The sequence below is a fragment of the Agrobacterium sp. 22117 genome, assembly GCF_052045735.1.
Lineage (GTDB): Bacteria > Pseudomonadota > Alphaproteobacteria > Rhizobiales > Rhizobiaceae > Agrobacterium > Agrobacterium cavarae.
In genome coordinates, this window is record NZ_JBQEPP010000006.1 from 160771 (window position 1) to 174642 (window position 13872).

The following is a 13872-nucleotide window of genomic DNA, read 5'->3' on the forward strand; positions in this document are numbered from 1 at the left end:
CCCATGCAAACCCAAGCAGAAAGCCTCAAGCAAAAACAGGAAGCGCTCCTCAGCCGCGATCCCGGTCGTTTCGATCCACCCACGGCGTTTCGTGTGGCACAGCACATCGCCGACGCCGAGAAACTGACTGTCGGCGCGCACGGCGGGACGAGCCCTATCACGGCGTTCGTCGGTGGCTTCCGCAAAAAAGGTGCGGATGCGGACCTGCGCTCCGCACTTGCTCCTATCGTCGGACCGCTCGGCTCATTGCCTCCCGCCTATAATGAACTCCTTCAGCGAGAAGAGCGCAATCGCTCCAAGGCGCTTGCCAGCTTCTTCAACCTATTTGCTACCCGTTTCAGTGAACTCTTTGTTTCTGCGACGGAAAAATACCGGCTGGCACGCGGACTTCGCTGGTCGGACAAGCACAAAGCAAGTGCATTTCGCAGGACGCTACTGTCCCTGACGGGCTTCGGCACAATGGGTACCGCACAAAAAGCCGGCGTGAAGCAGGATGTGTTGCTTCGCTTCAGCGGCCTGCTTGCTAACCGCACCAGAAATGCAACGGGGCTGACCTCGATACTTTGTGAGTTCACGGGGCTACCTGTTAAGGTCAAACAGTTCCGGCGCCGGTGGGTATCGATCCCAAGCCATGAGCAGAGCCAGTTGGGCCAGCACGGCGGGCTCCTTTTGGGGCAGAACACGACAGCCGGAAGCAGTATTGAGGATTTAGCCGGCGGTTTCCGGATCGTCATCGGGCCGGTCGGCTACGCCGATTATCTGGCGCTTTCGCCCGGCTCCCACCGTCTCTCGGAAATCTTCGCGTTGACGCGGCTTTTCACCGGCAGCGCACTCGAATTCGATGTGCAGGTGATCCTGAGAAAAGAAGATATCCCCTTCTGTCAGCTCGGCCAGTCAGATACGCCCGCACGGCTTGGCTGGAATAGCTGGGCGCGCATAGCACCTGCGGACAAAGACAGCGCGGATGCGATCGTGACCGAACGCGAGGGTATTGCGCTCGATCGTTTGGGGGCTAAAGCATGAAACTGGTGCTGAAGGAAAAGCAACCGGATGGCCGCTTCCAGCCGTCGCGCTGGAGTTTCGAACACGGCAAGCGCATGCTCGGCCGATCCAACGACTGCGACTGGCAAATCGTTGATGGCGAACGGCGCGTCTCCAAGCTTCACTGCACCCTGATGCGTGAGGGGCAGCGCTTCTCCATCATCGATCAGAGCGCGAATGGCACAATGGTCGATGGTCGATTGCTGCTCGAAGGCCAATCGGCGCCCTTAAACAACGGCTCGCGGATCGATATCGGCAGCCAAACCTTCGAAGTCGCCATTATGGGCGAACCGGACATGGATTTCGGCGATCCTGACCAGGCGTTGAGGGTCAGCGACGAACAATTGACGATCTCCGCCATTCTTTCCGATATCGCGCCGGCGGGGCGCTCGGCCAACGGATTGCTTGGTAACGCTATCGCCAATGACGACTGGCAGCATGACATCAATCACAGCGTCCCCAAAAAGGGGAAATCGATCTCCCGCAATGTGGAGATCGGCTGGAGTGGGCCGCCCTCGTCTACGGGCATTGGAGCCATCCTGCCGGACGATTGGAATGAAGCGCCGGCGGAAAGCAGCAGGCACGAGCATACGGATGCCCTAAACACTCCGGTGAAGGTCTCACGGCCCGTCAGCCAAGAGGGTGACGACTTCGACACCATTTTTACCGAGCCTGATCAGGTGCTCGGTGCCGAACCTGTGGAATCCGTTGCCCTACCGTCAGACAGCGGTCTCACTGAACTCATCTCACAACTGGAGAAGACGTGTGCAGACAGCCTCGCAGCCCTCGGCATAGAGGATGAGCAGGATGGCCATGTGGAACATACCAGCGTGGCTGCACGGCTCGAGACACTGGTGCGACAACAGAGACTTCTTTCAACCTCACTGGACAATATGATGCGCGTCTCCACGCAAAGGCTGGAACCGAGACTGTTGGAGGCGAAGGCCGATCTCGGCAACGATCTACGCTCGAAGATCGAGCGCAAAGACTGGCGAGGCATTCTTTCCGGACCAGACTATTGGGCCTTCTACAAAAAGCAATTCGAAGAAAACGGACGCCAGTTATCGGTCCGGCAATTCCTACAGCGCGCCGCGCTTGGAGAGGCCATGGAGCTAGACGATACGACGAGCAAAAAATCACAGTATCAGGGGGTGAGCAAGCAAGATGAGGCATGAGAACCGCGTTGCCTGGAGCGAAGGAATGTTCCTTCGCGTTCAACATTTCCAGCAGTCCGATCGCTGGACCGAGCGATTGGTGCGCAACACGACGCGCAACCTTTCAGCCTATCCCTGGGGCGTCGCGGAAGTCGGCGTGGACCGCAGCGCGCTTGCGATCGGCCAGTTCGCGCTTTCGAATATTCGAGGGATACTACCTGACGGCACACCATTCGAAGCTCCGGGAGATACCGACCTTCCTCCTCCCCTGGAATTGGACGAGACGGTCAAGAACGCCACCCTCTATCTGGCGCTTCCGGCCCGCCGACCCGGTAAGGCCGATATGTCGTCGATTCCGAGGCCGGAGACCAACAGTGTTCGTTTCGTCGCCTCGAGCTACGAGGCGACGGACGCCAATGTGGATACCGATTTCGTCGCGCCGATCGATGTCGGTCGCCTCAGCCTGAAATTCCTGAAGACCGGCGACGATGTCTCCGGCTATGATTTGATAGGACTGGCGCGCGTCATCGAAGTGCGATCCGATCGTGCCGTCATTCTTGATCCAGATTTTATCCCGCCTAGCCTCAATTGCGCAGCGTCATCCCGCCTGAATGAGTTGATGACGGAGCTTCTCGGCATCGTTCGCCATCGCGCCCAGGCAATCTCCGAACGCATCGGCGACCCAACGATCCGTGGCACGGCGGAAGTCGGCGATTACTTTCTACTGCAAATCCTAAATCGCGCCGATCCGCTGCTGGCCCATCTTGCGGCTAACGCCACGCGTATGCATCCGATCCGCTTCTACGAAGAGTGCCTCCAGCTCGCCGGCGAGCTTGCCACCTTCACGACGGAGAAGAAGCGTGCCACGGATTTTCTGCCCTACCGCCATGACGATCTGAAAGCCAGTTTTGCCGCTGTCTTCGATGACCTGCGAGCATCGCTCTCTGCGGTACTCGAACAGGCCGCCGTCGCAATCGAGCTTGTCGAGCGTCGCCATGGCGTACGGGTCGGAACGATCCACGACCGCGGGCTTCTCCGCGATGCAGGCTTCGTGCTTGCGGTGCGGGCCGACATGCCAGCCGAAGACATTCGCCGCCGGCTGCCAGCGCAGATCAAGGTCGGGCCGGTCGAGCGGATCTCGGAGCTGGTCAATGTTGCGCTGCCCGGTATTCCGGTGCGCTCGCTGCCGGTCCTGCCACGCCAGCTCCCTTATCGCTCCGGTACCATCTATTTCGAAATCGATACCAAGGCACCCTTGTGGAAACAACTCGAGACATCCGGCGCAATCGCTCTGCATCTGGCAGGCGATTTCCCCGGACTTGAGATGGAAATGTGGGCGTTACGCGAATGAGTGACCAAAAGTCCTCCTCATGGCAGGATCTGCCAACGGTGGTGGAAATCACCGAGGAAAGCCGTCAACGCAATCAGAATTCCCGCAATATGGCGGCGTTGCTTGACGACATCATCGAGCCCACCGACCCGGCCGAGCGACCGCACGGCGAAAAGGGCGCATTGCCGATCGATTCTCTGCTGTCGAACTTCCGTTTCGGCGGAGAGGAGGTGCCGACGCTGGTGCAATCTGCCGCGCCACTCCTCAACCTCGCCCACGTGCTTCGTTTCAGCGATGTGCAGCCGGATCCGGACCATCTTCGTCGCGCTTGCCTCGAAGCCATTACGCGCTATGAACGCGACCTTGCGTCTGCTCGGATCAGCCCTGAGCGTGCCAGAGCCGCCCACTATGTCGTCTGCGCCACTGTGGACGACGTGATCCTCAGCAAGCCCTGGGGTGTCAGGGCTGGTTGGGCGCGCTCAGGCCTCGTCTCCACCTTCCACAACGACGTGACGGGCGGCGATCGGGTCTTCGATATTCTGGATCATTTCCATCAGTCGCCTGGCGCCAACAAGGACCTGCTGCTGCTGATCTATCTGTGCCTTTCGCTTGCATTCGAAGGACGCACCCGTGTTTCTCCCAAAGGCGCACTGGAACTCGCCCGCATCCGTGACAGTCTCTATAAGACCCTGATCGGCCAATATGGCGTGTTCGAACGCGAACTTTCCCCCCACTGGCAGGGCGTAGAAGCGCGGCATACGCCCTTGAAAACCATGTCGGCGCTGTGGACCTTGCTTTCACTTTTGGCACTCGCCTTTGCACTTGGCTATCTCTTCTTCACGCTGTCACTCAACGACGCCTCCGATGCGACATTCGAGCGCCTTGCCAAGCTACCGCCAACCCAAACACCGAGCGTGCTGATTGCAGCACCGCCTGCCCCGCCCGAACCGCCTCAGGCTAAGGAGGAAGCACCGAAGGTCGCCGAAGCACCGCCAGTGATAAAGCCGCCTGAGCCAACTAGGCTACAAAAGCTGATGGAGTTCCTCGAGCCAGAAGTCCAGCAGAAGCTGGTGACGCTGGCCGAAGTGAACGGACGTCTGAGAGTTCGCATCAACAATTCCGGCCTTTTCGAGACGGGCAGCGCCGAGGTGAGCCCGAAGTTTCGCGATCTGATCCAGCGCATCGGCGGGGCATTGTCGGCGGAGAAATTCCGCGCCGTGGTCATCGGCTACACGGATAATGTGCCAATCAAAACCGTTCAGTTCCCGTCCAACTGGCACCTATCCGAAGCGCGCGCAAAAGCCGTCGGCGATCTTCTTGCCCAATTTACCGACCCGGAAGCAATCCTGACCGAGGGACGCGCAGACAGCGATCCGATCGCGGACAACAATACGTCCGAGGGACGGGAGATGAACCGCCGCACTGAAATCATGGTGCTGAGCAACCCAGACGAGAAACTGAGCGACGCCGGCATTCTCTCGCCAACCATCACCACCACACCGGGACAGCAGCCAGGAGCCCAGCAATGAATCCGCTGAGTTACTTTTATACAATCCGGGCTTACGTCGAGAGCTACGCCTCGCTCGTCGGGCGTCGCTTCATCTCGCTTCTGTGGGCCATCGCCCTTTGTGTCGTCATCTGGTTCTACGGCTATCTTGTTGCCTTTGGAAATTTCAAACCGTTCGGCACGACGCAGGCGCGGCTTATTGCCATCGGCGTCATTCTCCTCGTCTGGGTCGTATATATCACCATTGCCCTGTTGCGCGCCCGCAAGCAGGACAAGGAACTGATCGACAGCCTTGAGCAGGAGGCGCTGGCCAATCGCAACGCAGAAGTCGGCGAAATCCAGACGCGGCTAAAGGAAGCGCTGGCGCTTCTGCGCCGCATCACCAAAAAGCGCTTCGGCTATATCTACGATCTCCCTTGGTATGTGATCTTTGGTGCTCCGGGCTCAGGCAAGACCACGGCACTGACAAATTCCGGCCTGCAATTTCCCTTGGGTGACGCAATTGGAGAAAACGCGGTCCGGGGCGTTGGCGGAACGCGAAACTGCAATTGGTGGTTCTCCGATGAAGCGATCCTGATCGACACCGCCGGTCGCTATACAACGCAGGATGATCTGGATGGGTCCTCAAAAGCCGGCTGGGAGGGGTTCCTCAATCTGCTTCGTCGCTACCGCCGTTCGCAGCCGATCAACGGCGCATTGGTGACGCTATCGATCCACGATCTTCTGACCCGCGATCCGGAAGAACAGCGGCAGGAACTTCGTTCGCTGCGCCAGCGCCTGTCCGAGCTCGACGAATATCTCCATGCGCGCGTTCCTGTTTACCTCGTGCTGACCAAGGCCGACCTTCTGGATGGTTTCGTCGAATTCTTCGATGGCTTCAACAAGAGTGACCGCCAGCAGGTATGGGGCACGACCTTCAAGCTGGACGAGAGCTACACGTCCCATTCTCTGCCCCAACGCTTCCTGGAAGAATTCGAGCTTCTTCAACAGCGTGTGGATGCCATGCTCATCGAGCGGCTGCAGCAGGAGCAGAATACAGAGATCCGCGGGCGCATCTTCCGCTTCCCGGCAGAACTTGCCAAGTTGAAGGATCGCTTGCACGAGGCATTGACTGAACTTTGTGCCAGTTCCCCCCTCATCGAGGCACCGCTTCTGCGCGGCGTCTATTTTGCTTCGGGTACCCAAGAAGAGACGGACATCGCAACGACGCGGACGCGACGAAGCTACTTCCTGTCACGCCTGTTCAAGGATGTTATCTTCCCGGAAGCAGCGCTCGTCATGCGCGACAAACGCCTGTCGGGGCGCCAGCATCTGGTTCGGCGTCTGGCCTATGGTGCAGCAGCAATTGTCGCCGCGATCGTCTTTACCGGTTGGATCAGTACCTACTACTCAAACACCCAGGCGCTTGCCGAGGCGGATCAGAAGCTCGACACCTATGAACGGCTGGTGCAGGGCATTCCGGTGCGGGATGTGTCCGACGCGGATTTTCTGCGCATCATGCCCGCTTTGGACAATCTGCGGGATGCCAGCTCTGGCTTTTCCGAGGACCGTCTGTGGAATATCAGCTTTGGCCTCGATCAGAAGGACAAGATCGCCGGACGCCAGAGGGATGCCTATCAACGCGCCCTCAACGCCCTTCTTCTGCCGCGCATGATCGTGCAATTGCAGAAGCAGTTAGAGGACGAGAAGGATGTCACGCGAACGTTCAATTCGCTGAAACTGTACGGCATGCTGGGCGGGATTGGCGGTCTGGATCGCGATTTCATGACGGTGCAGGCTGAAGACATGTTTGCTTCTCTTTATCCTGGCGACGGGAGAGCGGCAGCGCGCGCCTCCCTTAATGACCATGCCCGCGCCCTCGCCAATGGGAATCTCGCTCCCATCGAACTCGATGCCCGATTGATTGCGCAGGCACGTGAGACGATCAAGGACCAGGGCGTCAGCGCACGTGCTTACGACATCCTCGCAGGCTTGCCTCAAGCGCGGGCTCTACCGGAATGGACTCCAGCCGCAGCTTTCGGGCCGCTCGGAGAGCGCGCCTTCGAGCGCCGCAGCAAGACACCCATGGTGGACGGCATCGAAGGTCTGTTCACGGCGGATGGCTATCGCAATGTGGTAATCCCGCAAGTAGCCTATGCCTCGCGCGTGGCGCTCTCCGAAGCCTGGGTTCGAGGCTCGGATGACGCCGTGCGTGGCGCGACTGTGGACCAGGTGGCTGAGGCCGCATTGCAGATCTACTTCGACCGCTTTGAAAAGCGCTGGGCGGATGTGCTCTCGGACATCCGGGTGAAGCCATCGCAAACGCTGGGTGATGCCGTCGAGACCACGCGGATTTTGGCAAACGACCGGAATATCGTCGTGGAGGCAGCCAAGTCCATTGCCGATGCAACCGATCTACGGCCAAATGCCGGCGCGAACCTTACCACGCTCGCCTCCACTGCCGATGGCGACGCAACGGCGACGATCCTTTCGGCGACGGTCAATGCCGTCGATCCCTATGCGCGGCTGCGGGATATGCTGGCTGAAAAATCTGCGGCCTCGGTAGCGGACGCACAGTCGGCAGAGAACAAGACAGCCGGTACTCCATCCGAACAACTTCTCGCCAATCTGAAGACACTCAACGAACAGCTGGCACGCTCTTCCACCACCTCGGACGAGGTGGCGAAGGTCTTCGATGTTGACAGTCAATTGACCAAGTCCAATCAGGACCTGCTGCAACAGGCGCGGCAACTGCCTGCCCCGCTAGACGTCTGGATCGCTGGCATTGCGGCAGATGTGGGATCACTTGCGGTGAAATCCGCACGCAGCCGCATCGCCGATCTTTGGGCTTCGGACTCTGCGTCGCTGTGCTCGTCGGTCGTTGCCGGACGATACCCATTTGACCGGGCATCCTCGAGAGATGTGGCGATGGCGGACTTTACCAGGCTTTTCGGACCGAAGGGTGTCTTCCAGACTTTCTTCAAGCAGCGGATGGAGCCCTTCGTCGACAAGACAACGGCGCCGTGGAGCTGGAAGGGCACCTTTGGCTCGGCGGGGATTCCAAGTGAAGCCATCGCCCAGTTCGAAAATGCCGACAAAATTTCTCGGGCATTTTTCCCGAATGGCAGCGAGGTGCCGGTCGTTTCGATCAATGTGAAGCCGGTCTCGCTCAGCGAGCAGTCCAGTGCTGTCATGCTGGAAATTGAAGGAGAGCGGGTGGTTTACTACCACGGTCCAATCCAGGCAAAATCGATCCACTGGCCTTCTCAGGAGAATTCCGCCAACCTGTCTCGCATCGCATTTCAGCCAGGCGGCTGGCAGCAGGCGAAGACCGAAAATGGCGATTGGTCTCCCTTCCGGCTGTTCGATGATGCGACAATCGAGCCCCAGACGGGCGACGTCCTCCGGGCGCGCTTCGAAAATGAAGGGCAGACCGCGGAGTTCGACATTCAGTTCGGATCTGTCCTTAACCCCTTCAGGTTGGATGCGCTGTCGCAATTTTCCTGCCCGACGCAATTTTGACCAGAGGTGAGAAGACCAATCAAGGAGAGGAACTTCATGCGCAATGACGGCAACAACCGAAGACAGATCACGCCTGGCTGATGACTAAGCCAGATCCAAAGCCGGCCGTTGCGGCGTCGGACAGCGACCGTATCGGCTTTTTCGGCAAAGTACCAAGCCACGGAGATTTCATTTCCGAGGGCCTGGACCGTGAGTTCATAACAAGACTGGATGAGTGGCTAAGAGCTGGCATGCACGCATGCGCCGACCAATACGGTGCGCGTTGGTCCTCCGTTTTTTCCAACGCGCCGCCGACGCGATTTATCTCCGAAATCGGCGTGTGGGGCGATGCCGCCTATGTCGGCGTCTTGCTGCCGAGCCGGGACCGCGTCGGTCGAAGATATCCGCTGGTGGTTCTGGCGCAACTTACCAGATTTCGACTGCACCCAAGAACGCTTTATCTCGACGAAACCTGGTTCATGGCTGCAGAGGCTCTGGCTGAAACCTCGATGTCCGAGGATTTCGACATGAACCGCTTCACCACAGCGATAAAGCGGCTTCGCCTCCCCAAACCCAAGGAGGACGATGATGCTCCAGTTCCGACACACAACCGCGACAAACCGACGAGCCTCTGGTGGCAGATCGATGCGGAAACCCGCCGCCCGAAGGGCGTGAAACTGGACGGCAGGCCTGGCACGGCAGATTTCATCAAGCTTTTCCAGGATAACAAGCTTCCGCCAGAGCCTGCCCCTCACTCCGAAAAGCCGCAGCAAGTGGGCGCGGCCAAGTCCCCGACACTTGCGCCCAAAGCGCCGGTCGCTCTCCCGCTTGCAGCGAAACCTGTTACGTCGACCTCGATCATCTACAGCTATGCGACGCATTCCGGAACGAAACTGTCGGCCAACGCGGACTCACTCTTCGTATCCAGTCAACCTCCGCTCTTTGCCATCGCGGACGGCATAGGAGAAGGCCACGCGGCAGCCGAAGCAGCCCGGCTGACCGTAAACCTTCTTGCCGATGTGACAGCAGGCAGCGAGCATAGCGTCGATCCACAGACGATCAGAGGGAAACTCGGTACCGTCAACAGCCTCCTTCTGTCCCGACAGGTCGGCGAAGGCGCTTTGCGTCCGGGAGCAAGCGTAGTTGCGGCATCGATCTTCAATCAGACGATCACCGTCTTGTGGTCGGGCGATGCGCGAGCCTATCTTTTGAGGGATGGAACCATGCATCCGCTGACACGCGACCACGTGATTGTCGGAATGAAAAGAACTTTGGCGCAATATATCGGGCACTCACAGCAATTCCGGCCTGACATTATTCGGGAAAACTGGGGGTGGAGCGACAGGTTGCTGCTGTGCAGTTTTCCGCTCGTCCAGCAACTGAAGGAACGCGTGGTCGCTGAACTTCTCTCCGAAACCAAGATCGAGGACTGCGCCGAAGCGCTCATACAGGAAGCGCTGATCGAGACCGCAAGAGACAATATCAGCGCCATCGTGATTGGGCACGACCGTGTGCCGAGATAGCAGCAATGATCAGGGCTTGGTCGCGCAGCGTTATGCCGATCTCTGGCGCGCCATTCAGCAGGGTAACGAAGGCATGCGCCCACCCCAGGACGCATTGGAATTGCTCGACCAGATCCGCAACGCGCTCGACCGAAACGCATCCACGATCTATGCGCAAAACTTTGGCCGGATCGCAAACACCTTCCTTGTCGAGACGGTCACCTTCACGAGCGAACGCACAGAAGTCCTTCATTTGCGCCATATCGATCTCGGCACGTCGCACGCGCTCAAGACGCTGCGACCAACTTGTCGCGACGACATTGTTATTGCACAATCTCTGCGTCGAGAGGCAGAAACGGGACTGCGTTTCAGGCATCCCAACATCCTCGAGACATCAGCCTTGTTACGTCTAGAGGACGGCAGACCGGGATTAGTGATGCCATGGCGTCCGCTCACACTTGCTTCTCTATCACAAGAGCAACTGCTCGATGAACGAGAAGCCTCAACGATCGTGAGAAGCGTTCTCCTTGCACTCGACACGATACATCGAGAGGGGCTTGTTCACTGCGACGTGGCACCGAACAACATTTTCCTGCATGGAGACGATTTCGAACAATCGCTGCTTGGAGACTTCGGCATCGCCATTCCGATAGGGTCCAGGCATCGAGATATCGGCATAAAGCGCGCGGGATCGCCAGAATTTGCAGCTCCCGAGCAGTTGCAAGGGGAGGAAGCCCATCCGTCTCACGATATCTATGCCATTGGAAAGCTGGCCGAAAAGCTCGCAAGCAAAATAGATGCGCCGAGGTCAATCTGGAGCGAATTGATAAAGCAATGCTGCCAGTCGCGTCCAGAAGACCGGCCGCAAAGCGCTCGGGAGATTCTGGACATGATATCAGGCTAAAAGTCGGCGCTGCCGCCTTCCGGCTGGTTAGCCTAACGTGCTCAGTTCGCGCTTCCCGGCTGAGGCGCTGCTGCTGTCGGCACGCTCTTCTGGAACACCGTCAACAGCTTGGCGGCATCAACAAGCGGCGCGTTGCTGGCATAGAGAACATCACCCTTCTGCATCTGGAACATCTGCATCAGCGCGATGCTGGAAGCGTCACGCATGTTCACACGGTAAATCACAGGGCGTTTCTGCGTTAGAATTTCAGCACGTTCCTTGGACGCAGTCGGACCGACCGAACGGAGCGGCACCTCTTCAGTGCGGAAGACATAGACATTGCGCGAGTCGGCGCGATCGTCAAGAAGACCACCTGCACGACCAACCGCCTGGGCAAGCGTCAACTTGCCAGTTTCAAATTGAAATTCGCCCGCGCTCTTGAACGCGCCAAGTGCCGTAAAACTGGACGCGTCGCCGTCAATCATGATTTGATCGTCAGGCGACAAACGAACATTCTGTCGATCTTCACGCATCACCCGATCAAGGGTTGCGCTTGCTCTCTGCTGACCGCGAACGATCGTCACCGTCGCAGCCCCCGGCGCCACTGCCGGGCCACCCGCTTGGCTGATCGCATCGAGAACCCGTTCCTGTCGCGCCGTCAAAGCGATCTTGCCTGGTGTCTTGACCGCCCCGCTGACCATCACAGCACTTGTCGGCTTGTCGACGACTGTCACGACCGCCTGCGGATTAACGGCAGATCCCTTCAATCCTGCAACAACCTGGTTCTGCAGTCCTTCTGGCGTGGAGTCGATCACCCTCTGTCTACCCACGAATGGCAGATTGACGTTGCCGCTTTGGTCTACGGTAAATCGACCAAGGTTGAGCGTCTTGCTCTGCGTGGACGAGAAAAGACCATCTTCGCCCGTATCGAGCACGGTGATATCGACGACGTCTCCGCGCCGCAGACGCTGAGCGTTGTATCCTGTGTTCCGCAATGCTGCGAGACCGGGGCCAGCAGAGTAAGACATGATATTTGCGTTCGATGTCGAAGCAGGAGCATTCGCAAGATCGATGACCGCAATTTTCTCGTTGGTATTAGGGAGAGTTGCTGACCTAATGTTTCCTGCAGTGGGACCATCAGACGGTCTTGCACAAGCACTCAGCAAGGCCAAAAGAAGCACAGGAACGATCTTCTTCATCCATAATCCCCAACACAGAATCAGCTGCACGCAGGAATAGCATCAACGAATGAACCCGCAATAACTTTAAAGCCAAAAATTGAAAAATGCTGCTCAATCTCCGCTTTTATGTGACGAACACGCAACCTCCGGGTCATGCAATAACGGCGCCAGTTCTGCAAGCACTCCGTCCACGACCGGCTCCTCTTCATCCAGCCTCGTCAGTAATAGTTTCCTTTGTCTTCCCGCTACCTGATCCGTTGCTCGATCGGCTTATCACCTTCGTGCCTTCGGGGACGCTTTCTCCTGGGGCAGTATCGCCATCGCGCCGGGCCAGTCCGACAGATGACGATGATGCTATTATGAGCAGGATGGAGAAGAGCAGCAAAGAAGCCCGTGGCATCGAGCACTCGACCGTCAGGCAGCGTGCTAGCCAAAAATGGAGGCGACCAAGCCGATCGTAAGGCTACTTGTGTCCCGAAGCGTCCATGTTGATAGCGAAGTGAACGCCCATGCAACCAAGCCTCTTTTATGCTACAAATCATCCATGGCACTTATTACCCTTGCTGTATCCGGCTATCGTTCACTTCGCAGTCTTGTCCTTCCGCTCGAACGATTGAATGTGGTAACGGGTGCAAACGGAAGCGGAAAGTCGAGCCTATATCGTTCACTACGTCTGCTTGCGGACGTTGCGCAGGGTCAGGCAATTGCTTCCCTCGCTGCGGAGGGTGGTCTGCGATCGACCATGTGGGCAGGAGGATCAGGCTACTCGGTCGCAATGCGCTCAGGGCGGTCACCTATGCAAGGCAACATCGGCGGCGGTCCGATTTCACTTCGTCTTGGATTCGCATCCGAGGACTACGGCTATGCGATCGATCTGGGTCTTCCTATCCCTGGTCCTGGCGCCGGTCGGGAGGACGTGTCGCTGTTCGGGCACGATCCGGTCGTTAAAGCGGAAGCTGTCTGGGTCGGCGAGAGGCTGTCGAGGCACAATGCCATTGCCCGGAGAAGCAATGCCTCTGTTCTGGTGCAGGACAGAAATGGTCGCCTGCGGCCTGTCGTCACTGACCTTGCGCCTTTTGAGAGCATGATGATGCGCGCCGCTGACCCGACCGATGCGGTCGAACTACTTCTTCTTCGCGAACGCATGCGGGCTTGGCGCTTTTACGACCACTTCCGAATTGATCGAGACGCTCCGGCGCGCAGTCCTCGGATCGGAACGCGCACGGTCGCGCTCGCGTCCGATGGTTCGGACCTGGCGCCAGCCATTCAGACCGTGCGGGAGATCGGCAATGGACCGGCGTTCGACGAAGCGATCGAGGATGCCTTCGCTGGGTCGTCCGTCGAAATCGGTGCTGCCGACGGTCTGTTTCGTCTTTCTATGCGTCAACGGGGGCTTCTCCGCCCTCTCGATGCCTCAGAACTTTCGGACGGAACCTTGCGTTATATCGCACTGGCAACAGCCCTTCACACGCCGCGCCCTCCAGAACTGATGGTATTGAACGAGCCAGAAGGCAGCCTGCATCCGAGCTTGTTGGAACCACTTGCACGCATGATTGCATCGGCCAGCGAGCGCAGTCAGGTCATCGTCGTGAGCCATGCCAGGTCCCTGGTTGATGCGCTCTCCCACCATGGGGCGCATATGCTGGCACTGGAGAAGGAAAACGGCGAAACGATCGTTGGGAACGTCGAGCCCCCAGCATGGACCTGGCCGGACCGTTGATCTGCATGCACTTCTCCCACGGGCGAGAAAAATCAGAATCAACCTTCACGCATCTTTTCAGAAAATCATTTTAA

General features: G+C 58.2%; 9 protein-coding genes and 1 pseudogene. 9 read left to right on the plus strand and 1 reads right to left on the minus strand.

Annotation, left to right across the window (positions count from 1 at the left end; translation table 11 throughout):
* The first annotated feature begins 3 nt into the window (after positions 1–3).
* The 7 genes from tssG to ACTJKV_RS17950 all read left to right on the plus strand — a co-directional run bounded on the left by tssG (position 4) and on the right by ACTJKV_RS17950 (position 10918).
* Complete coding sequence (tssG, locus tag ACTJKV_RS17920) at positions 4–1023, plus strand: type VI secretion system baseplate subunit TssG (RefSeq protein WP_440599333.1); 1020 nt, start codon at positions 4–6, stop codon at positions 1021–1023.
* A complete protein-coding gene (locus tag ACTJKV_RS17925) occupies positions 1020–2216 on the plus strand; it encodes an FHA domain-containing protein (protein WP_440599180.1) in 1197 nt (398 codons plus the stop codon). The genes tssG and ACTJKV_RS17925 overlap by 4 nt, the downstream gene beginning before the upstream one ends.
* Positions 2206–3546 carry a type VI secretion system baseplate subunit TssK gene (tssK, locus tag ACTJKV_RS17930; protein WP_112360829.1) on the plus strand — a complete coding sequence of 447 codons (1341 nt, stop codon included), beginning with the start codon at positions 2206–2208 and terminating at the stop codon, positions 3544–3546. Before ACTJKV_RS17925 ends, tssK begins: the two co-directional genes overlap by 11 nt.
* Positions 3543–5054 (plus strand): type VI secretion system protein TssL, long form, encoded by a 1512-nt coding sequence (gene tssL, locus ACTJKV_RS17935; protein WP_440599181.1) that lies wholly within the window; start codon positions 3543–3545, stop codon positions 5052–5054. Before tssK ends, tssL begins: the two co-directional genes overlap by 4 nt.
* Complete coding sequence (tssM, locus tag ACTJKV_RS17940; RefSeq protein WP_440599182.1) at positions 5051–8533, plus strand: type VI secretion system membrane subunit TssM; 3483 nt, start codon at positions 5051–5053, stop codon at positions 8531–8533. Before tssL ends, tssM begins: the two co-directional genes overlap by 4 nt.
* Positions 8534–8613: 80 nt before the next feature.
* Entirely contained in the window at positions 8614–10035 is a 1422-nt protein-coding gene (gene tagF / locus ACTJKV_RS17945; RefSeq protein WP_113267115.1) for a type VI secretion system-associated protein TagF, read from the plus strand.
* Between the two features lie 16 nt (positions 10036–10051).
* A complete protein-coding gene (locus ACTJKV_RS17950; RefSeq protein ID WP_440599183.1) occupies positions 10052–10918 on the plus strand; it encodes a protein kinase domain-containing protein in 867 nt (288 codons plus the stop codon).
* 41 nt (positions 10919–10959) lie between these two features.
* Here the strand turns inward: ACTJKV_RS17950 and ACTJKV_RS17955 are convergent, their stop codons facing one another.
* Complete coding sequence (locus ACTJKV_RS17955) at positions 10960–12096, minus strand: polysaccharide biosynthesis/export family protein (protein ID WP_062597850.1); 1137 nt, start codon at positions 12094–12096, stop codon at positions 10960–10962.
* A 526-nt stretch (positions 12097–12622) separates the two neighbouring features.
* Here ACTJKV_RS17955 and ACTJKV_RS17960 point away from each other — a divergent pair.
* Together ACTJKV_RS17960 and ACTJKV_RS17965 are read left to right on the plus strand one after the other, a co-directional pair.
* A pseudogene (locus ACTJKV_RS17960) lies at positions 12623–12787 on the plus strand (AAA family ATPase); the annotation flags it as partial.
* 87 nt (positions 12788–12874) lie between these two features.
* Entirely contained in the window at positions 12875–13798 is a 924-nt protein-coding gene (locus ACTJKV_RS17965) for an AAA family ATPase (RefSeq protein ID WP_440599334.1), read from the plus strand.
* The last annotated feature ends 74 nt before the right edge of the window (positions 13799–13872 follow it).